The following is a 20974-nucleotide window of genomic DNA, read 5'->3' as shown; positions in this document are numbered from 1 at the left end:
ATGACGCTTGAATCCAAGTGAAGTAATAGAAGTGAGGAGCAGACCCTTTCTAAGAGTATGGGCATTCTTAGCAACGGGCGGATTTGGCATCATCGGTATTTGGTTATTTTCAGAAGCTCTTACATTTGAATCGAATTATACGTTGTTTTTATTTTTAGGCGGATTATTAGGCATTGTCTATGGGTGGATCTCTTTTTTGATGATTCTTCCGGCTTTTACGAAGAAGGGAAATGTGATTTTTCGCATTCAGCGTGGAGAGAATGGTGCTGTTTTATACCGGCAACAAACAATCCCTTTTCAAGACATTCAATCTATAGATATGCGCAGGCATCGTTACAGTATCAGGGGATTTCTGTTCATGGATGTGCTCATTCGGAAAATGGATGGGAAATTGATCAAGATTCCGGCGTACAGTATTTTAGATGAAGAAGTATTTGAGCAAACGGTGAAACAAAACATTTATCCATATTTACATGAGACTGCCCAAGAAAATTGGAAACAGCAGCATGGTCATGGTGAAAAGTAGAATCAATAGATGTTTTCGCCATCATTCCATGAGGTGAGACGCCACTTTTTTTAAGAAATCGTGTATGATGTCAGTAAAGACTGAACAATCAAGAGGTGATGAGAGATGGACAAAGAAATGGTAATCGACCTCGTCACAGAACAAATGGCACGAATTCGAAAAGAAAAAAACTATACACAGGACCGCATGGCTGAGGTGCTTGGGCTATCCAAACGGCATTTGCAGCAGGTAGAAAAGAATCGTCTTCGCCTCAACTGGACGCAATCTGCGGCCGTATGTGCATTATTCAGGGATAGTGACATTTTAAAAGGGACACTTGGGGATGATCCGCTTGAGATTTTGGAAGTCGTCGCACACGATGAATTGCATTTATCTGTTGAACGTACGATTGGCGGAAAGGTTTGGTGGCGGACGTCTGTGAAAAAAGGTACGTTTCGTCTTCAGCAGAATGTACTAAGCCAGCATTACCGCATCTTAGATGATGAGAATTATCGCTATTATAGTTCCTTTAATAAAGAAGAAGCGAAGCGGCGGTTAGAGGAATTAAGTGAGCTGTCGTAAGCAGAAAAAGAGAGGTCCCTCTATGACAGGGACCTCTCAGCGTGTAGACAAACCCTCGCATTCGGTGTCAGTCCTGCGCTTCGGTGCTCACGAATGTCAAATTCGCTCCGCGCCGATGCTCGTCCTTCCTAGACTGCAAAGGTTTTCTATCACGCTGAAAAGAAGACAAAGGGCTAAAATAAAGTTCATTTTAGCCCTTTGTCAACAATCTGAGAGGTCCCTCTATGACAGGGACCTCTCTTTTTTGTGTTGTTTATACTTTCAGAGTGTTTTTCGCCCGAATAAAGGCAACAAGCTGTTTGATTTCTTCATCTGTTAGTGGAACGCCGTCTACATGGATGGTTCCTTCTTTTGCTTCCGTCAGTTCAACTTTGATATCAGAGATTTTGCGTTGTATCTCTGGCTCGTCCGTTCTACCAAGTAAAAAATCAATGGACGTATCATACAAATCAGCCAGCAGTTTCACTGCTTCAAGCGAAGGTCGTCGGTACCCAGATTCGTAACCGGCATAGGTGCTTTTGGCGATACCTAGGCGATCTGCCGTATGCTGGAGAGACCATTTTTTCTTTTTTCTAAGGGTGGTTAAACGATCGAGTATCATACATGAACGCTCCTTTATATACAACAACAGTATATCATATTTTGACAAAGAGTGTACGCGTTATGCGTAATAATTTCTTGATTAATTCGCGTTATGTGACTATAATGGCAATGAAGGTACGCGTAAAGCGTATATTATAGAATAGCACAAGCTGGCTTATAATATGTGTGACAAACGAAGTAATTTTACTGAAAGAGGTGGACCTGTTGAAGAAATTATTGCTTTTAACCACTGGTGGGACGATTGCATCTGTAGAGAGTGAAAATGGTTTAGCTCCAGGTGTTAAAGCTGAGGACCTTTTAAGCTATTTAAACGAAATTAATGCAGACTACACAATGGACACAAAGTCCCTAATGAGTATAGATAGTACCAATATGCAGCCTGAATACTGGGTTGATATCGCAACAGCCATTTATGAAAATTATGACCAATATGACGGATTTGTCGTCACGCATGGAACAGACACAATGGCCTATACATCAGCAGCACTATCGTATATGCTGCAAAATCCTGATAAGCCAATTGTCATTACAGGGTCACAAATTCCGATTACGTTTAAGAAAACAGATGCGAAGAAAAACATTACAGATGCGATTCGTTTTGCATGTGACGGTGTTGGCGGCGTATACGTCGTATTTGATGGCAGAGTCATTCAAGGAACTCGCGCAATCAAACTAAGAACGAAAAGCTACGATGCATTTGAAAGTATTAACTACCCATATATTGCATCGATTGAAAATCATCAAATTGAATACAATAGCAAAGTAAAAAGATCATCAATGAAACCGCTTAAATTAGATGCATCCTTGAACACAGACGTTTGTTTATTAAAACTGCATCCAGGACTGAAGCCTGAGTTTTTAGATTCAATCAAAGGTTTGTACAAAGGGGTCGTCATTGAAAGCTACGGCAGCGGCGGAATTCCTTTCGAAGGAAGAAACCTTTTAGAAAAAATCAACGAATTGCTGGAAGAAGGCATTTCTGTTGTGATCACCACTCAGTGTCTCGAAGAAGGAGAAGACATGAGTGTGTATGAAGTAGGACGTAAAATCAATCAAGAACTGGTTGCTCGTTCAAGAAACATGAACACAGAAGCCATCGTGCCAAAGCTCATGTGGGCATTAGGTAAAACAACAGATCCACGAGAAGTGAAAAAGATTATGGAAACGCCAATCGCAGAAGATTTAGTGATTTAACTATTCTATAGAAAGCAGGTCATACGAGATGGTTCAAGCAACTTATCGTTACGAGAAGGATTTTCTAGGTGAAAAAGAAATTCCCGCAGACGTGTATTATGGTGTTCAAACGCTTCGTGCAAAAGAGAATTTTCCGATTACAGGATATCGCATGCATGAGGAACTCATTCGAGCATTTGCCATTGTCAAAAAAGCAGCAGCTCAAGCCAACATGGAAGTCGGACGTTTATATGAAGGAATTGGAAATGCGATCGTTCAAGCTTCAGATGAAGTCATTGAAGGCAAATTCCATGAATATTTCATCGTAGACCCGATTCAAGGCGGCGCAGGAACGTCTATGAATATGAATGCCAATGAGGTCATTGGAAACAGAGCCCTCGAGATCATGGGACATCAAAAGGGCGAATACATTCATTTAAGTCCAAACACACATGTGAACATGTCACAATCGACAAATGATTCGTTCCCAACGGCGATCCATATTGCAGTGCTCAAGCAGTTAGACATTTTACTTGAGACGATGCAGGCCATGCATGACGTATTTCGAAAGAAAGCAAAAGAATTCGATCATGTGATCAAAATGGGGCGTACTCATTTACAAGATGCTGTTCCGATCCGTTTAGGACAAGAGTTTGAAGCATACAGCCGTGTGCTCAGTCGTGATATTAAACGAATCAACCAATCAAAACAGCATTTATATGAAGTGAATATGGGTGCGACCGCTGTTGGAACAGGCCTCAATGCAGATCCTCGCTACATCGAAATCGTAGTGAAAAAGCTTGCTGATATTTCTGGACTGCCATTAGTAGGCGCAGAGCACCTCGTCGATGCGACGCAAAATACAGATGCATACACAGAAGTATCTGCTGCCTTAAAAGTATGCATGATGAACATGTCTAAAATTGCGAATGACCTTCGCTTAATGGCATCTGGCCCACGTGCAGGTCTTGCTGAGATTGCATTGCCAGCCCGTCAGCCGGGATCATCCATTATGCCTGGAAAAGTCAATCCAGTCATGGCAGAGCTCATTAACCAAATCGCATTCCAGGTCATTGGGAACGACCACACCATCTGTCTTGCTTCTGAAGCAGGCCAGCTTGAGTTAAATGTGATGGAGCCTGTTCTGGTCTTTAACTTGCTTCAATCTATTAGTATAATGAATAACGGATTCCGCTCATTCACAGATCACTGTTTAGCGGACATCGAAGCAAATGAAAAACGTTTGAAAGAATATGTCGAAAAAAGTGCAGGTGTCATTACAGCGGTAAATCCTCACTTAGGCTATGAAGCTGCGGCTAGAATCGCAAGAGAAGCCATTTTAACAGGACAATCGATCAGAGATCTTTGCCTGCAAAATGATGTGTTAACAGAAGAAGAACTTGATATTATTTTGAATCCTTACGAGATGACAAAGCCTGGTATTGCGGGTGCAGAGCTCCTGGAGCGATAATAATATCAAAAATTTTATTTTATTAATATGTGGAATTGCCTGTGAAATAGAGAAAAACAGGCAATTCACTTTCTTTCGAATTGACACACTTTTTTCACAATATTTTGAAAACGCTTAACGCACGCACAAAGGGAGGAAACAAAATGAAAACACCACGTCTACCGTCTATTTTAGAAGTCGTGTCTGTACTTGGCTTATTTTTAGCAATTGTTTTATCATTCACTCTTTACTTCAAATTAGATATTCAGCTAGCATTGTTCATCTCATGGTTTATGGTTATTGCTTTAGGAATTCGTTTAGGGCATTCGTACAAAGACCTTCAAAATGCGATCACAAAAGGGATATCAAATGGATTAGAGGCTGTTTTAATCTTAATTGCAGTAGGTGCACTTGTTGGTACATGGATTGCTGGCGGTGTTGTACCCACGTTAATTTATTACGGACTGGAATTTATTCATCCTAATATCTTCTTATTAGCTACACTGATTATCTGTTCTATTATGTCTGTTGCTACTGGTACGTCTTGGGGTACAGTTGGAACGGCAGGTATTGCGATGATTGCGATTGGTGAAGGATTGGGTATCCCATTACCGATCGTAGCTGGGGCTGTTTTATCTGGCGCTTATTTTGGTGATAAATTATCTCCTCTATCTGATAGTACTGTGCTCGCTTCCTCTCTTTCAAAAGTGGACGTGCTGGCGCATGTAAGAGCCATGATGGTTTTATCCATACCGGCCTTTGTTATTACGGCTATTATGTTTACAATTACTGGATTTATGTATGGTGGAAGAAATATTGATCAAGATAAAGTAGAGTTTTTGAAACAAGCATTGCAGGATACATTCACGATTAATATTTGGATGATCATTCCGGCAGTCATTGTTGTCCTATTACTTGTATTGAAAAAACCGTCAATGCCTGTTATCGCAATTGGTGCACTGCTTGGGGCAGTCTGGGCGATGGCATTCCAAGGGATGAACCCAGCTGATGCGCTTGGTACAGCTTATAACGGCTTCTCTATTAATTCAGATGTAGATTTCTTAAATACACTGTTGAACCGTGGCGGTATTGTCAATATGTTAGGATCTCTAGTGGTCATTATTCTTGGACTTGGTTTTGGTGGAGTTCTTGAATACTTAGGCGTGTTAAAAGTGATCGTCGCAACATTCGAGAAAAAATTGCACAATGCAGGAAATGTGACACTGTCTACACTTGTAGTAGCATTCTTTGCGAATATCTTTGGTTGTGCAATGTATGTCTCATTAATTCTTACACCAAAAATCATGGAAAAAAGCTATGACAAATTAAAATTAGACAGACGTGTGTTATCTAGAAACTCTGAGGTTGGTGGAACACTTACGTCTGGTATGGTTCCATGGTCAGATAACGGAATTTACATGGCAGGGATTCTAGGCGTCTCGACATTCTCTTATTTACCATTTATGTGGCTGAGCTTTGTTGCCATTGGTCTTGCCATCATCTACGGATATACAGGGAAATTCATTTGGTACGTGAAAAATCAACAAGACTCAGAAGAATCGGCATCATAAGCCACTGCAAAAGCCGCCCCTCCCCCGGGCGGCTTTTGTTTGTCCTAGGACCGTAAGACTATGTGTGTTTCCAGAAGGGTGGTTGTGTATTTTGACCCCCTATAAAAGAGGGCTTAAGGTGTGGTGTGAAGCAGATTGAAAGCATATTTATACCATAAAAAGGGCACAAATCCCTATTCAAACATGAGTCTTTGAACCTTATAATAACAATATTGGAAAAAGTGCGATTCACCATTACGCTCGTTTAGAGGGACTCTAAGCAGCGTTTTTATTTTTGACAGGAGGAGGAACCCATATGAGCTTATCGGATATGCTGTCTGCCCTTAACGGTGGCATTTCAAATAAAAAGGCAGAGATCGAAGAGAAAATTGCTCGACTCAAAAAGGCAAAAAGTAAGATTGAACGTGAACAAGATGCCGCAGAAACAGACCTAAAACAAATCAAGCAGCCAAAGCTTGGGGCCTCTTGGAAAGGGGAGCGGAGCCAAGATTTCAAATCAGAACGAAATGAAGCGCATGATGCGCTGCAAACGATCGTAAGCGATAAATACCCACGCTACGTGAGCCGAATCGAATTCAAAATCAGTACACTAGAAGCAGAGCAGGCTGCCTTATCCTTTGCCAGCTCTTTAGCTGGAGATGCCGCACGTTTGGCTGAAAAAGGAGAAGACGCAGTAGAAGACGCAAAACGCTTGATCTCAAAAGCATGGAGCAGCTTGTAAGTGAGCTTCATGCTGACTAAATCTGGAGGATATCACAATGGGACAAATTAAGTTAAACTACCAAACAGTTATGGATAAACTAGATGAAGTCTCCCAAGCAGTTGAAGCTTTAACAATGAAAAAAGCAGCAGATAAAGCTGGTGAAAACAGCCTTGAATTTGTGACCAAATGGACGGCACGTGAAGCAGAGGTGGGCGAAATGGTCTCAAGCTTTAAAGAAGCCTTAATCAAAAACGTTCAGGATACACGCTCAAATGTGAAGACGCTAAAAGAACAGGATGAAGCGATAGCGGCAAAATCATAAGCCCCAATCGTTTTATTGATAGCGTAGCTGAGTACGATGTAAAATATAGTCGTAAAGACTCATATATAATTCGGGATTTATGACCTTAGAATATTCCGTTTTTCTTCCAAACACCATGTTAAAAGGACACCTTTTCCCTATTTAAGCCTAAGGCTTTTCACCTTATACTATACTTAATGAAAGCGAACGATAGAAATGTCAGGACTGGAAAAAGCAGATGATCTGCTCGGTTTCAAAAACTCTGACGCCGTGCTTTCTTATGAGGTCTAATAGAGGTGGATGACATGAGTTTATCCGAGATGCTGCACCATCTGCATATGGGGATTGAAAACAAACGTGCAGAATTTGACGAAATGATCTCTCGGTTAAAGACAGCCAAAATTAATATTCGAACAGAACAAGATCTTGCGCAGTCTGACATAAAGGAAATCAAGAAGCCTGCTCTAGATTCGTCATGGAAAGGTGAGAGAGGAACGGACTTTCACCGTCATCGAAAAGAAGCCTATCACGTGCTACACGACATTGTGAACAATGAGTATGAAACCTATATTACGGAGATAGACCAAAAAATTATGCACTTTGAGTTAAAAAAAATGGAACTCGCTGTCGCTAGTAATTTTGCAGGAAGAGCCCAAGATGTGATGGAAAAAGGCGAGGATTTTGCAAAGGATGTCAAACATTTAATTGAACGGGGCTGGAAAGCTCTTTAATAAAATAAACGAAACAGCCGGCTGAACAAGCGGCTGTTTTTTTGGTTTAGTCACATCCGCCGCTACCACCTGAATCACCACCGCAGGAGGCATCAGAAGCGTGATGTGTATACGAATCAGTATAGTTACTGGTTGTTGAACTGTGATGTGCAGAATGCTTAGAAGATGAACGCTTATCTTTTGGTGTAAACATGTGGGCGGCAATGGCGCCTAAAGAAGCTAGTATGATCATGATCACAAACATGATGTATCCCTCCTATTGTTTCATATTCATACGTTTGAGCCATAACAAAGTTCCCGGCCGGAAAGAAAAACTGGGCAAAGAGTTCTATTTTCGTTTATGATGATAGGCAAAAGTAATTGACCAAGGGAGGGGAGTCTATGTTATCTCTACGTCAGGAGGAGCTGTTGAGGCGGTTAATGCAGGCAGAGCAGGAGCTGACAGGTGAAGAAATTGCACGCCTGATAGGGGTCACATCACGAACAGTTCGAACAGATATGAAAGCGCTTAAATCAATATTAGAAGCACATGGGGCAACACTTCATATGAAACGTGGAGCAGGGTATACATTGACTGTCGAAGATTATGGAGCATTTCGTACTTTTTTGAAAAACTCAATGAGAGAAAGAAATGAAAAAAAGAATCAAGTCATTCCAAATCAGCCGGAGGATCGTATCTCTTATTTATTGAGAAGGCTTTTATTATCTGAAGACTATATGAAATTAGATGAATTAGCCGAGGAATTATTTGTGAGTGAATCTACTGTGAAAAATGACCTGAAAGCAGTCAAGCATATATTTTCTTTACATGGACTCTCTGTTGCACACCGACCTAAATATGGGCTGAGGCTGACTGGAGATGAAATGAGATTAAGATATTGTCTAGCTGAGCATGTGTTTCAGCAGGAGCATCCGAACCCTGCCCTTTTACCTGAAGAAACGTATCAATTGATTCAAGATATGGTGCGTTCACGTACAAAGGCAAGCGGTCTTCATGTGTCAGAGATCGGTTTAAGCAACTTAGTGACACATATCGCCATTGCGTGCAAACGAATTGAAGAGAAAAAATTGGTCATGATGCCGGAAGGAGAACTCAAAGACATTCAAACACAGCCCGCTTTTCAAGTGGCGAGGCAAATGGCAGAAGATATGCGTCACGTGCTCGGTATAGATTTTCCATTATCTGAAATGGCCTATATTGCGATTCATTTAATGGGGGCAAAAATGATGGCGTATGGAGAAACGGGCCACACGCTATTTCACATGCTTGATGAAGAGCATTTCCGTTTAACTCACCAATTACTTGGTTATGTCGAAGAGCACATGTCACTTAATATTCAGACAGACAAGGAATTGATTGTAGGACTAAGTCTTCACCTGAGATCAGCGATTCATCGGTTCCGATATGATATGAACATCCGTAACCCCTATTTATCAGACATAAAAAGGCATTATCCGATTGCTTTTGAAGCAGGTGTCTATATGGGAAGATGGCTGAAGGAAAAAGAGAATGTAGAGATTCATGAAGATGAAATCGGATATTTGGCGCTGCATATTGGTGCTGCCATAGAGCGGACAAAAACTCAGACTGTGAGAAAAAAATGCTTGATTGTGTGCGCAACGGGTGTCGCGAGCAGTCAGCTTCTTCTTCATAAGCTGAAGGCCGCCTTTAGCGAAAGGCTAGAGATTGCTGGAACTGCAAGTGTCAGTGACCTTTTGTCGTATGACTTGAGAAGTATCGATTTGATCATTAGTACCATCCCTCTTCAGAACACACTACCTGTGCCAGTGATTGATGTACATACGATCCTCAGTGAAGACGATATGTTGAGGTTGAAACGATTTGTACAGGGGTCACAAGAAATGGGGGTCTTGCGATATATCAGTCCGAAGATGACTTTTTTTCAGCAAGATCTACAAACAAGGGAAGAGGTTCTTCAATTTTTCGTGAATGTATTGCAGGAACAAAACCGAATCCCGGATGATTTTGAACAGCTATTGCTGGAAAGAGAGGAAGTGTCACCTACGTCGTTCGGTCATTTGGTCGCAATTCCTCACCCAATCAAACCGGCAACAGATGATACATTTTGTGCGATCTGTACGTTGAGAAAACCAGTGCTGTGGGGAGAAGAGCGGGTACAAGTCGTCTGTTTGTTAAGTATACAGAAGACGTATCAGAAAGAATTGCAGTCACTTTATCAATTTCTTGTGCGTTTGACAGAGCAGAAGGAAGTGGTGGAGCAAATCATCAAAGCTGCTTCATTTGAAGAACTGACGGCGGCGCTGCACGTGTTGGAACAGCCAGATGAAAAAATAGGACACCCATTTCCGCATCTGTGAGGAAAAAGATTAGATGTTAATGAAAGCGCTTTTAAAATAACATCAAAAGGAGGATGATCACGAGTTTTTGTAAAGGGGGAGACGGATCATGAGCTTTAAAGAGAGAGCGGCCGACGTCATGGGACATGTCGCTTATCGTATTACAAATCAGAAATATATTATGGCGATTAAGCAAGCATTTGTCACATTAATGCCAATTATCATTACGGGGGCATTTGCTGTACTGGTCGCAAATATGATCATGAGCCCGGAAACGGGGCTTGCCCATTTTGAGATATTCAGGTTTTTAGCAGAGCTTCAGCCAATTATGAAGGCAATCAATTATGCCACGCTGAACTTTTTAACGATCGGGGCTGTGTTCCTTATCGGGATTGAGCTCGGGAAAATCAATGGACACAAATCATTGTTCCCAGGATTAATGGCATTGATTTCATTTATATCCGTTATTCCGACGACACTTCTTCTTGAAGTCGATGGATCAATGCGTGAGGTTGTCGATGTGCTGGCGAGGCAATTCTCCGATCCAAAAAGCTTATTTTTGGGTATGATCATTGCCATTGTCTCTGTAGAGATCTTTTGTAAGCTTACCGAGGTGAAGTGGCTGCAAATTAAGATGCCAGATTCTGTTCCATCAAATGTGGCGACATCTTTTTCTTCACTTTTCCCATCAATTATTACGATTACAATCATTAGTTCATTCGGATTTGCGTTTCATCGTGTGACAGGCATTTATTTGCATGAAGCGGTGTATAACGTCGTGCAGCGTCCGCTTGAAAGTGTTGTGCAGGGACTGCCTGGTATTTTAACGTTAATGTTTGTGGCTCAATTTTTCTGGGTGATCGGTATTCATGGCAACCAAATGATTAAACCGATTCGCGAGCCGCTGTTATTAGGATCAATTGCAGTGAATATGACAGCATTTCAAGAGGGCAAAGAGATTCCAAATATTATCACGATGCCATTTTGGGATGTGTATATGAGCATTGGTGGTTCGGGTGTGACGATTGGTCTGTTGATCGCCATTTTTATAGCAGGAAGAAGAGAAGAGATGCGGAGCATTGCCAAGCTTTCATCAGGACCTGGACTGTTTAACATCAATGAACCAGTTATTTTCGGATTACCTGTCATGTTGAACCCTGTGATGGCAATTCCGTTTATCGTTACACCACTCGTGACAGGTACGATTGGTTATATCGCAACCGCTACAGGTTTTGCGGGGAAAGCGGTGGTGATGGTGCCGTGGACGACACCTCCGATTGTGAATGCTTGGCTGTCTACCGCTGGCAGTATGGGGGCTGTCATCACACAGCTTATCTGTATTGTTGTCGCTGTTTTCATCTATTTACCTTTTGTCCTCTTATCCAACCGGAAGCCAGAATCAGCACCTGATTCAGAATAGAAGGAGGGCTCATGAATGAACATGCAATTTAGATGGTATGGCAAAGAAGATCCTGTCTCCCTTTCATATATTCGGCAAATTCCCGGCATGAAAGGGATTGTCAGTGCAGTCTATGATGTGCCGGCTGGTGATCTGTGGCCGGAGGAAAGTATTGCTCATTTAAAAGCGGAAATCGAACGTCACGATCTTGCTTTTGAATGGGAGCGATTGTGAACGTATTGTTTAAGGAAGGATTTGCTGGCTATGTCCGGCCAGATCATGGACGAATGATCTTTGGTGAGACGGGCAGACCTGGCTATGGATTATACGACCGGGCACTTGGAGCTATGTATTTACAAGGGATGTGGGAAGGACTTCAAATTCACACGAAGAAAGGTCAGGTGGCAACATGAACAAAATCGACATACCCAATGACTTTATTCTAGGTGCTGCGGCTTCTGCTTGGCAGACAGAGGGTTGGAAAGGGAAGAAACCGCATCAGGATTCGTATATAGACCTTTGGTATAAGGAGGGGTATCACGTATGGCACGAAGGATACGGACCAGCGGGAGCAACGAATTTTTACGAGCGCTATCCTGAAGATGTAGCCCTTATGAAGGAAATTGGGTTATCTCATTACCGGACATCGATCAATTGGTCGAGGTTTCTCATAGATTACGAGAATGGAATTGTAGATGAGGCCTATGCTCGTTATATTGATGATTTCATCAATGAATTACTTGAAGCAGGTGTAGAGCCGATGTTTTGCTTAGAGCATTATGAGCTTCCTGCCGTTTTACTTGAAAAGTACGGCGGCTGGTCATCTAAACATGTTGTCGATCTGTTTGTTCTCTATGCAGAAAAGGTGTTTGAACGCTATGGAGACCGGGTCAAACATTGGTTTACCTTTAATGAACCAATTGTTGTTCAGACTCGTGTGTATCTAGATGCTATTCGTTATCCTTTCGAGCAAAATACGAAGAAGTGGATGCAGTGGAACTATCATAAAGCCTTGGCGACAGCAAAAGTGGTGAAGCTGTTTCAGGAAATGGGCTTGAAGGAATCAGCCGGTGCAAAAATCGGGGTCATTCTCAATCCAGAAGTGACGTATGCGAGATCGACTGCGTCACATGATCAAGAAGCTGCCCGCATGTATGATTTGTTTTTTAATCGAGTGTTCTTAGATCCCTCCATTAAAGGCGAGTATCCAGAAGAACTGCTTGATGTATTGAAAAAGCATGACATTCTTTTCGATGCAACGGAAGAAGAGCTTCAGATCATTAAAGATCATACAGTCGATGTGGTCGGTCTTAATTTATACTATCCGCATCGCGTTAAGGCACCTAGCAAGGCTTGGAACGAAAATACACCGTTTCATCCATCTTATTATTACGATCTATTTGAGCTCCCAGGGAGAAAAATGAATCCATTCAGAGGTTGGGAAATCTATCCGAATATTGTCTATGATATGGGTATGAGAATAAAAGAGGAATACGGGAATATCGAGTGGTTTGTGGCTGAAAACGGTATGGGGGTCGAGCAGGAAGAACGGTTTAAAAACGAAGACGGCATCATTGATGATCAGTACCGAATTTCATTTATCAGTCAGCATTTGAAAAAAGCCCTTCAAGCGAAAAAAGAAGGTTCAAACTGCAAGGGATATATGCTGTGGGCTTTTACGGATAATGTCTCACCGATGAATGCATTCAAGAATCGCTACGGATTAGTAGAGATCCAGCTGGAGAATGAACGGAATCGTCAGATGAAAGCGTCAGGATACTGGTACAAGACATTAATCCAAACGAGGAAATTAAGGGATGAACCAGATTTTATTTATCAATAGGAGTGATGGGATATGAAGCGAATCATTCTCGCTTGTGCAGCAGGAATGTCAACGTCGATTGTGGTATCTAAAATGAAGGCAGCCGCAGAAGGAAAAGGGCTGGATTATGAAATTTATGCGATACCTGAAGGGGCCATTGCGGACGAATTAGAAGAGCATGGGGACGATGTAAAGGTCATTTTGCTAGGGCCGCAAGTTAGCTTTATGAGAAAGGCAGCAGAAAAAACAGCGGCACCTTATCATATACCTGTCGATGTGGTAAATGTAAGATTATATGGAACAGCGAATGGAGAAAAAATTCTAGAACATGCACTGAAACTAGCAAATGAATCTTGAGCAATCGGAGGAGAAGCAGATGACGGTATTAGAGGAAATGCAGGGAGCAGCCTTTCAAATCATTGCCCATGCAGGTGAGGCACGAAGCCATTATGTAGAAGCCATTCGTCTAGCAAGAGCGGATGACTTTGAAGCAGCGCAGCAGTTGATTGAAAAAGGGGAGGAAGCGTTTCGAAGCATCCATGACCTGCACTTGTCACTGATACAAAAAGAGGCGGCAGGGGAACAGCTTCCCTTTTCTTTACTGCTCATACATGCAGAAGACCAAATGCTCACAACAGAGACCATCCATCTGCTTGCCATTGAAATGATCGAAATGTGTAAAAAAATGAATACCCTGTCAAAATAGATATCAGTTATTAACCAATTTCTGTTATAATCATTCGGTAGATAAAGAGAAAGCAGGATTGGTGAATGAAAAAAACATGTATGTGGCTTGCAGTTGGTTTAGTCATGCTGCTCATTTCGGGCTGTATGGGTACGAAACAGCAAACAGAAGGAAACCAGCAAGCCATCAAAGAGGTAAAGGGTCAAGGACAAACGAAAGAAACAACAGAAACGCAGCAAATTGAAGCGGCAGAGATAGACAAACAAAACTGGATTCAGCAAAAGGAACCCGTTGCGCTTCCAATCTTGATGTATCACAGCATTTCTAGTGGTAATTCTTTACGTGTGCCAAAGAGCGAATTTGCAGCTCATATGAAATGGCTGAAAGACAACGGCTATGTCACGCTGTCGCCGAAAGAGGCATATCAAGTTCTCTCGACCAATTCGACACCAAGTGAAAAGTATGTTCTTATCACATTTGACGATGGATACACGGATAACTACACAAAGGCATTTCCGATTTTAAAGGAATATGGAATGAAAGCCACGATTTTTATGATCGAGCAGTCCATCGGCCGTCCGCATCATTTAACCGATGCCCAAATGGATGATATGGTGGCGCATGGTATTTCAATAGAGAGTCACACCATTCATCATTTAGAACTCAATCGTTTAACACAGAAGCAGCAGGAAGAAGAATTAAAAGGATCGAAGGTATTCTTTGACCAGCGGTTTTCTCAACAAACGATCATGGTCAGCTATCCGGTCGGTCGCTATAACGAAGACACGCTGAAGTTGGCGAAGGAAGCAGGATATGAAATGGCTGTAACCACTGAACCAGGACATGCGAAGAAAGAACAAGGTATGATGTCCTTACACCGCCTGCGCATTTCACCGGGACTTTCACCCGAAAGCTTTGGCAGACTGATAGAGGGAAATTGATCAATATTAGATCACAGATGTTTCACATGAAACATTTTACGACACGTTTCGTGGATTAAATACGATTTGTTTGAGATAAATGTATGCAGAAAGAATCAGTTTTTATATACTGATTCTTTTTTATTTAACTAAATAAGGTCTTACAGTTGCCAATAGAAAGTAGGAGGGCTTAGAAGAAAAGTACAGGTTATTATACTTGAAAGTTATTTTGAGTGTTGTTCAGTTTATTTGATTCATTGCATAACAAAAAGCTGTATAATTTATTTGAAATAATGAAAATTCTGCATTTGAAATGAATAAGTAAGATTAAAAAATAAGCTTAACTATGGTAACAAATTGTTACTTATGGTAACATATTGTTGCACAAGTTTTTTGTTCAACTCGGACTAAGTTGAACTAGTTTTCAAACTGAAGCACGAGAGCTTCAAGGTGAATTTCTTGAACGTTCACCATACAACTGAAAAGAAATTTAATTTGGGCACTCGGCTGACTACCGTGTGCTTTTTCTATGTATAAATTTAAAATGTGAGGAATAAACTGAAATAATATGAAAAAATAAAGCAGCCCTCCAAAAAACAGAAACGAGATAGAACCAGCATTACCTTGACTAGGGGTAATGAAGGTGCCGCTTTATTTTTCATTATCATCTTAAGGGTTCATTCAGAACGTTCTCTTATCTAAAATCCATATGATGAACTGGACTAGAGTTCGGATTGAATTTAAGATAAGGAACCAAAGCTTGTACTTACAGGTACAAGCTTTTTTCTTTTTGTTTTTGCGTCTCTCAACGCGTGAACGCACAAGTTTTGTTCTCAAACTGACCCCTCCTTTCTAGGCATAAAAACACCTTTAGTATGGAAGGGGGGAGGACTATCGTTTGCAACACGTTTCTATGTATATTTTACCATCTTTCCTATTTAATGACGAATAGCACCTTGTTGTTTCCTCTCTGTTTTTCTTTGCGTTTCATTCATAAAACTCCATATGTGTTTTCTCTAGTTTGTAATAATCCAATCGATCTTTCAAGGTTCCTGTATGAAATTCAAATTTATGTCCATCAGGGTCTGTGAAATAAATCGACTTCTGATCTCTTTCGTCTCTTGGCCGGCTTGGTAAGATGTTGACGTTCAAATCTTTTAGTTTGTTATGCATTGGATCTACATCCTCCTCATCAATAGAAAAAGCGATGTGTGTGTAAGAGTGATGGATGTCTTGACGAGGAATGTCTTTTTCTACATTGAGGGCAAGCCACAGGCCGTTCAAATCAAAGTAAGCTGTCGTTCTGCCCTTTGTTAACAATTTGGCATTAAAGACCTTTGTGTAAAAATCAATAGATGTCTCTAAATCAGAAACAGAAAATAATAAATGGTTTATTCCTTTGATGTTCAATTTAATCACCTCAAATTCAATGATGAGAAAAAAGCTTGCAGACTCAATCTACAAGCTTTGTTGTTTATTGATAAACAGGATAACCCGTTATCTTTATATCTTTTCCAAGTGGTTCAAGAGAGAGTTGATCCAGTTCAATTGCATCACTCATGAGGCGTATGCCTTCGCCTCCGAAAAAAGAAGGAGAGAGTCGTCCGCCAATGAGCTTAGGTGCCATGTAGATGACGAGTTTATCGACAAGCTGCTGCTCCAAAAATGAGGCATTGATTTGTCCGCCGCCTTCAATCATCAGGGAGGAGACATTTCTTTCTCCGAGCACTTGAAGTACTTCTTGTAAGGGCACCCGGATATCGCTATCCGTCATGATGACACTGACGCCAGCTGCTTCTAAAGCGGCTCGTTTTTCTTCATCGGCTTGTTTTGTTGTGAAAATCCATGTTGGTGCCATCTGATCTGTGACCACCTTTGCTGTCAGCGGGATAGACAGTTTAGAGTCTAAGACAATTCGAATCGGATGATGACCGTTTGGAATGCGTGCTGTTAATGAAGGATCGTCGTGAATGACGGTTTGCGCACCGACCAAGATCGCATCGTTGATACTGCGAATGTGATGTGCATCATAACGGGACGTTTCTGATGTAATCCACTTGCTGTCAGACGTAGCAGATGCAATTTTTCCGTCTAACGTAATGCCTGCTTTGAGTGTCACGAAAGGCGTTTTTTTCGTAATAAAGTGGTTGAACACTTCATTCATGAGAATGGATTCCTGCTCCATGACGCCTGTGATGACTTGAATGCCTGCATCTTGTAAAATGGCAATCCCGCGCCCGGCAACAAGCGGGTTCGGATCCAGTGCAGCAACGACAACTTTTTCTACGCCAGCTTTCACAAGTGCTTCAGCGCATGGGCCTGTGCGGCCATGGTGGGAACAAGGCTCTAGTGTTACATAGATCGTGGCACCTTTTGCCTTGTCTCCAGCCATTTTAAGTGCATGAATTTCTGCATGTGGTTCGCCGGCCTTCATATGCGCCCCGACCCCAACAATTTCATTTTCACGCACAATCACAGCCCCGACGAGCGGATTGGGAGATGTCTGACCTTTCATTGCTTCAGCATTTTCAAGGGCTAGTTTCATATATCGCTCATGATGTGGCAATCGTACGCACCTCTTGATCCGCTTTCATATGGCCTGAGCGGTTAATTTTTGTCTGCAAGTATTTTTCATTGAACTCAGAGACATCACCCCAAAGTGGAATCCGTCCAGAAAGAGAAAGGCCTGCATGACTGATAGCATCCGTCTTTTTCGGATTATTTGTGATCAGTCTGACTGGCTTTGTACGCAATGTTTGAAGAACAGCAATCGCTTCTTCATATTGACGTGTATCATCTTCAAAGCCTAGTGCTTCGTTCGCTTCTACTGTATCGTAGCCGTTTTCTTGCAAGATGTAGGCCATGGCTTTACTGAAAAGACCGATCCCGCGTCCTTCATGGTTGGCTAAATAAAACAGTGCGCCTGCTCCATTGTCCTCAATCATTCGCATAGACTGTTTCAATTGGAACCCACAATCACAGCGTTTGCTTCCGAAAATATCGCCGGTGTGGCAGATGGAATGCATGCGGATCAGCGCTTCATCAGCATGTTCGAAATCTCCGTAAACAAGGACGCTTGATTGCTGGTGATCTGCAAGTTCACGGGAGGAAAGGCTTTCGATTAAAGCTTCATCTGATAATGGTTCTTTCCCATCGTCTTTTAACCATGAATACCAGTTAAACATGACCGTTCTACCGTCTAAATTCACTGGCAGTTTAATAGGTCCAGTGATATATATAAATCCGTCTTCTTGCTGTACTCGTTTGATTTTATCTTTTAAAATGGCTGTTTTAACCTCTGTGTGTTTGTCCATATTCTACACCTTCTTTTTTGTCTGTTTCTTCAATCTGTAAACGAACGAGAACGCCAAATGGATCAATAAATTCGTTGCTTTTTCCTGTCGTGTTCATGTGAACACCTGCTTTTGTCAGACGTTCGACGACGGATGTTCTATCGTCTTCTTTTGGGAAAACCAGTGTATAGCTTCTAATTCCTGAAAAACGTGGATCAATGGCTCCTTTTCTCCCTCGTCCCCATGCATTAAAGGCAAGGTGGTGATGATAGATGCCACCAGCAACGAATAAGCTGGCTGGGGGAGCCATTCGGATATGAAAACCGAGCGTGTTCACATAAAAGGAATCGGCTTCTTCTGGGTTGAGATGGAAATGCAAGTGTCCCATGACTGTACCAGCCGGGAGTCCTTCCCAGGTGGAATCAGCGGCTTCTTGCAGGAGACCATCTCCATCAAGCGGGGCATTTCCGCCACCTTTCAGCTCTCCATGCTCACCTACCCATATGTCCTGAGGACGATCAGCATAAATCTCAACGCCGATGCCATCTGGATCACTTAAATAAATGGCTTCACTGAAAAAGTGATCGCTTGCTCCAATTAAAGGATAGCCTTTTTTGATCACATGCGCCAGCCATGTGCCCAGGTTTTTTCTGGTAGGTAATAAAACCGCAAAATGATAAAGTCCTGGCTCATGATCCGGCTTCTCTTTCAGCTGCACATCTTCTTTCAGCACAAGGATTGGTTCCTTTGCGTTGCTGCCAAGCGTGACAGTAGAATCCGTCTGTTCTAATAAAGTAAAACCTAAAATGTCTGTATAAAAAGGCAAAGAACGCTCAAAGCTGGACACATGTAATTCTGTTACACCTAATCTTACTTGCTCTATTGTATTCAAAGCTCGGTCATCTCCTTCATGTTATATGCATCTGTATGTTCAATGGTTTATTGAAAATTGATAAAAATGATTACCTTGTTACTTTTAGTAACTAAACTATATAATAGTTAGTGACTTATTTCAAGTAATTAATTATGTTATAATGAAAAAAAGTAGAGAAAAGCAGGAGGGAGTAAAGTATGGCTCAAGTAGATGGCTGCCCAATTACAGATGCCATGGAGATTTTAGGGAAGAAGTGGGTGATTCTCATCATCAATCAGCTTTTGACAGGGCCAAAACGTTTTTGTCAGCTAGAAAATGAAATGAACATCAGCGGACGGTTATTATCAGAAAGGCTGAAAGATTTAGAAGCTGAAGGTCTTGTTGAGAAAAAAGTATATCCCGACATTCCAGTGCGGATTGAATATGAACTAACAGAACAAGGAAAGAAAATTGAACCAGTCATACGGGAAATGTATGCTTGGTCTTTAGAGCGCAAAAATAGTGAAAAGGGTGAACATGTCCCTTCTTAATGGACTTCGATCAGTGTCCCTGATCGATTTTTTTTGTGATTTTCCAGAAATCTAAGTCAATAGTATGAAAAATGATGTTGACAATAATTTCATTCATCATATAATATCAAGGAGAAGAGGGTTCTTTTCCCTGTAATGGAATGGGGGAGGTTATGCCATGGTATCATGAATGGGACAGATTACCTAAACCGTGTATCACTACATCATGTAGCAGCAGACATCTTTGACTTGTCGAAAGCAAAGATTTATTTTTTAAACTCAATTGATAATGATTATCATAATCATTTATGAGCGTGATTCATACGCTGATAAAGGTTATTTTTTTTATTATCTATTGAGAATAATTATCAATATCAATTAGGAGGATAAATATGAAATCACTTCGTTCAGCATCACACGTCTTATTATTCTTTAGCTTTGTTCTATTGTTTGCTCTAGCCCCGGTTAGCTCTGCCTCAGCAGCAGGCTTAGCAGATGGTCAATATTCAGCACAATATGTGGTATGGAAAGCAGACAGTGATTCAACGTCAACAGCAAATACGTATTTTGAAAAACCAGCTAAGCTTGTTGTGAAGGACGGAAAAATCAAAGCGCAAGTCACGTTAACGAACAGCTCTTGGATTACAAGCTTTAAAACATTGGATCAAGGTGTCTACAAAGATGCGAAGGTGATCAGTACAAACACAGCTGTCAATAAGAGAACGGTAGAGTTCAATGTCAACAGCCTGACAGATGTTGTACCAGCTAAAGTGAGTGTGACAGTACCGGTCATTGGATATACAGGCAATTACGATATTCGCGTCAAGTTTGATGCAGCAACTGTTCAATAAAAAGGGAGGAAATTCATCTGATGAAAAAATGGATCAGGATGCCAGCCTTTGTGGCTGCATTATTGCTGGCACTTATACTGCCTTTTTCAAATGCACAGGCTGCCTCATTAAATGATGGTACATACTCCGTCAATTACACTGTGATGAAGGCCGAAGGAACTGCCGTTTCGATGGCAAATGATTACTGGCTGAAGCCGGCAAAAGTGATCGTGAAAAATGGCAAGCTGACTGTGCAAATGACCATTAAAAACAGCAGCTGGGTAACGGAATTTAAAGTGCCGGGAAATGGTGGCTATGTCGATACGACGGTTCTATCAACGAATAAGAAAGCCAATACAAGGCTTGTTCAATTCCAAGCACAGAGTTTGTCTAAACCAATCAAGTCAAAAATCCATGTCACAGTCAAATCGGCTGATTATGATCACGACTATACCATCCAGCTGAAATTCGATGAAAGCAGCATCAAGTCACTTTCTTCTGACAGTTCAAAAGAAACAGCAGGTGCAGCAAAACATCAAGAATCATCAAAAGAAACAACCAAAACAACTGATTCATCCACCAAAACAAAACAAGAAGAAAATCCTCAAACTGGTGATACAAGCCAGATGGGATGGCTCCTTGTGCTTGTCTTATGTTCAGGCGGGTTTTTAGCGAGAAAGTGGATCATCAAGCATTAACGGAAG

General features: G+C 41.5%; 23 protein-coding genes and 2 pseudogenes. 19 read left to right on the top strand and 6 right to left on the bottom strand.

From position 1 onward, the window contains the following. Nucleotides 1–7 precede the first annotated feature (7 nt). Together ID12_RS03935 and ID12_RS03930 are read left to right on the top strand one after the other, a co-directional pair. The gene (locus tag ID12_RS03935; protein ID WP_035389953.1) at nucleotides 8–526 is read left to right on the top strand and encodes a YfjD family protein; all 519 of its coding nucleotides are present in this window, start codon (nucleotides 8–10) and stop codon (nucleotides 524–526) included. 105 nt (nucleotides 527–631) lie between these two features. Continuing rightward, nucleotides 632–1087: a helix-turn-helix domain-containing protein gene (locus tag ID12_RS03930; RefSeq protein WP_007497964.1), complete on the top strand. Its 456-nt coding sequence runs from the start codon at nucleotides 632–634 to the stop codon at nucleotides 1085–1087. 253 nt (nucleotides 1088–1340) lie between these two features. Here ID12_RS03930 and ID12_RS03925 read toward each other — a convergent pair whose 3' ends face one another. Next, nucleotides 1341–1688, bottom strand: a complete 348-nt coding sequence (locus ID12_RS03925; RefSeq protein ID WP_008345648.1) for a helix-turn-helix domain-containing protein — start codon at nucleotides 1686–1688, stop codon at nucleotides 1341–1343. A 206-nt stretch (nucleotides 1689–1894) separates the two neighbouring features. Here ID12_RS03925 and ID12_RS03920 point away from each other — a divergent pair, with 206 nt between their 5' ends. The 6 genes from ID12_RS03920 (at nucleotide 1895) to ID12_RS03895 (ending at nucleotide 7619) form a co-directional block, all read left to right on the top strand. Continuing rightward, nucleotides 1895–2884, top strand: coding sequence for an asparaginase (locus tag ID12_RS03920; protein WP_017358664.1), 990 nt, complete (start codon nucleotides 1895–1897; stop codon nucleotides 2882–2884). A gap of 28 nt (nucleotides 2885–2912) precedes the next feature. Beyond that, nucleotides 2913–4334 (top strand): aspartate ammonia-lyase, encoded by a 1422-nt coding sequence (gene aspA, locus ID12_RS03915; protein ID WP_025208223.1) that lies wholly within the window; start codon nucleotides 2913–2915, stop codon nucleotides 4332–4334. Between the two features lie 143 nt (nucleotides 4335–4477). Continuing rightward, entirely contained in the window at nucleotides 4478–5884 is a 1407-nt protein-coding gene (nhaC, locus tag ID12_RS03910) for a Na+/H+ antiporter NhaC (protein WP_017358666.1), read from the top strand. Between the two features lie 295 nt (nucleotides 5885–6179). After that, a complete protein-coding gene (locus ID12_RS03905) occupies nucleotides 6180–6605 on the top strand; it encodes a YwqH-like family protein (protein WP_017358667.1) in 426 nt (141 codons plus the stop codon). A 37-nt stretch (nucleotides 6606–6642) separates the two neighbouring features. Further along, complete coding sequence (locus ID12_RS03900; protein WP_008345634.1) at nucleotides 6643–6909, top strand: YwqI/YxiC family protein; 267 nt, start codon at nucleotides 6643–6645, stop codon at nucleotides 6907–6909. 284 nt (nucleotides 6910–7193) lie between these two features. Further along, complete coding sequence (locus tag ID12_RS03895; protein ID WP_019743647.1) at nucleotides 7194–7619, top strand: DUF5082 family protein; 426 nt, start codon at nucleotides 7194–7196, stop codon at nucleotides 7617–7619. A gap of 46 nt (nucleotides 7620–7665) precedes the next feature. On the opposite strand, the gene ID12_RS03890 is transcribed toward ID12_RS03895, so the two are convergent. Continuing rightward, nucleotides 7666–7863: a hypothetical protein gene (locus ID12_RS03890; protein WP_008345626.1), complete on the bottom strand. Its 198-nt coding sequence runs from the start codon at nucleotides 7861–7863 to the stop codon at nucleotides 7666–7668. A gap of 137 nt (nucleotides 7864–8000) precedes the next feature. Between ID12_RS03890 and ID12_RS03885 the strand changes: the two genes are divergently transcribed. The 8 genes and pseudogenes from ID12_RS03885 to ID12_RS03850 all read left to right on the top strand — a co-directional run bounded on the left by ID12_RS03885 (nucleotide 8001) and on the right by ID12_RS03850 (nucleotide 14785). Then, nucleotides 8001–9959 carry a BglG family transcription antiterminator gene (locus ID12_RS03885; protein WP_050826744.1) on the top strand — a complete coding sequence of 653 codons (1959 nt, stop codon included), beginning with the start codon at nucleotides 8001–8003 and terminating at the stop codon, nucleotides 9957–9959. A gap of 88 nt (nucleotides 9960–10047) precedes the next feature. After that, nucleotides 10048–11358, top strand: coding sequence for a PTS sugar transporter subunit IIC (locus ID12_RS03880; protein WP_025208221.1), 1311 nt, complete (start codon nucleotides 10048–10050; stop codon nucleotides 11356–11358). Nucleotides 11359–11373: 15 nt separating this feature from the next. Continuing rightward, nucleotides 11374–11535 (top strand): annotated as a pseudogene (locus ID12_RS19465) (mannonate dehydratase); the annotation flags it as partial. 29 nt (nucleotides 11536–11564) lie between these two features. Further along, nucleotides 11565–11750, top strand: a pseudogene (locus ID12_RS19460) (mannonate dehydratase); the annotation flags it as partial. Further along, nucleotides 11747–13180, top strand: a complete 1434-nt coding sequence (locus ID12_RS03865; protein ID WP_050826743.1) for a glycoside hydrolase family 1 protein — start codon at nucleotides 11747–11749, stop codon at nucleotides 13178–13180. The pseudogene ID12_RS19460 and the gene ID12_RS03865, both read left to right, overlap by 4 nt. 12 nt (nucleotides 13181–13192) lie before the next feature. Beyond that, on the top strand, nucleotides 13193–13516 hold the full coding sequence (locus ID12_RS03860) for a PTS sugar transporter subunit IIB (protein WP_008345616.1): 324 nt from the start codon (nucleotides 13193–13195) through the stop codon (nucleotides 13514–13516). A 19-nt stretch (nucleotides 13517–13535) separates the two neighbouring features. Then, nucleotides 13536–13865: a PTS sugar transporter subunit IIA gene (locus tag ID12_RS03855; RefSeq protein WP_008345614.1), complete on the top strand. Its 330-nt coding sequence runs from the start codon at nucleotides 13536–13538 to the stop codon at nucleotides 13863–13865. Between the two features lie 65 nt (nucleotides 13866–13930). Next, nucleotides 13931–14785 carry a polysaccharide deacetylase family protein gene (locus tag ID12_RS03850; protein WP_035389944.1) on the top strand — a complete coding sequence of 285 codons (855 nt, stop codon included), beginning with the start codon at nucleotides 13931–13933 and terminating at the stop codon, nucleotides 14783–14785. 966 nt (nucleotides 14786–15751) lie between these two features. Here the strand turns inward: ID12_RS03850 and fosM are convergent. The 4 genes from fosM to ID12_RS03830 all read right to left on the bottom strand — a co-directional run bounded on the left by fosM (nucleotide 15752) and on the right by ID12_RS03830 (nucleotide 18949). Next, entirely contained in the window at nucleotides 15752–16174 is a 423-nt protein-coding gene (gene fosM / locus ID12_RS03845; protein ID WP_035389942.1) for a FosM family fosfomycin resistance protein, read from the bottom strand. Between the two features lie 64 nt (nucleotides 16175–16238). Continuing rightward, nucleotides 16239–17330, bottom strand: a complete 1092-nt coding sequence (gene ribD, locus ID12_RS03840; RefSeq protein WP_007497931.1) for a bifunctional diaminohydroxyphosphoribosylaminopyrimidine deaminase/5-amino-6-(5-phosphoribosylamino)uracil reductase RibD — start codon at nucleotides 17328–17330, stop codon at nucleotides 16239–16241. Beyond that, on the bottom strand, nucleotides 17317–18078 hold the full coding sequence (locus ID12_RS03835) for a GTP cyclohydrolase II (protein WP_008345606.1): 762 nt from the start codon (nucleotides 18076–18078) through the stop codon (nucleotides 17317–17319). The genes ribD and ID12_RS03835 overlap by 14 nt, the downstream gene beginning before the upstream one ends. Continuing rightward, nucleotides 18056–18949, bottom strand: coding sequence for a VOC family protein (locus ID12_RS03830; protein ID WP_041091551.1), 894 nt, complete (start codon nucleotides 18947–18949; stop codon nucleotides 18056–18058). Before ID12_RS03830 ends, ID12_RS03835 begins: the two co-directional genes overlap by 23 nt. A gap of 179 nt (nucleotides 18950–19128) precedes the next feature. Between ID12_RS03830 and ID12_RS03825 the strand changes: the two genes are divergently transcribed. The 3 genes from ID12_RS03825 (at nucleotide 19129) to isdC (ending at nucleotide 20968) form a co-directional block, all read left to right on the top strand. Beyond that, nucleotides 19129–19461, top strand: a complete 333-nt coding sequence (locus tag ID12_RS03825) for a winged helix-turn-helix transcriptional regulator (protein WP_007497926.1) — start codon at nucleotides 19129–19131, stop codon at nucleotides 19459–19461. A gap of 371 nt (nucleotides 19462–19832) precedes the next feature. Further along, nucleotides 19833–20291, top strand: coding sequence for an NEAT domain-containing protein (locus tag ID12_RS03820; protein WP_008345600.1), 459 nt, complete (start codon nucleotides 19833–19835; stop codon nucleotides 20289–20291). A 20-nt stretch (nucleotides 20292–20311) separates the two neighbouring features. Continuing rightward, nucleotides 20312–20968: a heme uptake protein IsdC gene (isdC, locus tag ID12_RS03815; RefSeq protein WP_035702537.1), complete on the top strand. Its 657-nt coding sequence runs from the start codon at nucleotides 20312–20314 to the stop codon at nucleotides 20966–20968. The last annotated feature ends 6 nt before the right edge of the window (nucleotides 20969–20974 follow it).

It is taken from the genome of Bacillus altitudinis, assembly GCF_001191605.1.
Lineage (GTDB): Bacteria > Bacillota > Bacilli > Bacillales > Bacillaceae > Bacillus > Bacillus altitudinis.
The sequence above is the reverse complement of the archived record's forward strand: the minus strand, read 5'-3'. Positions and strand labels throughout refer to the sequence as shown.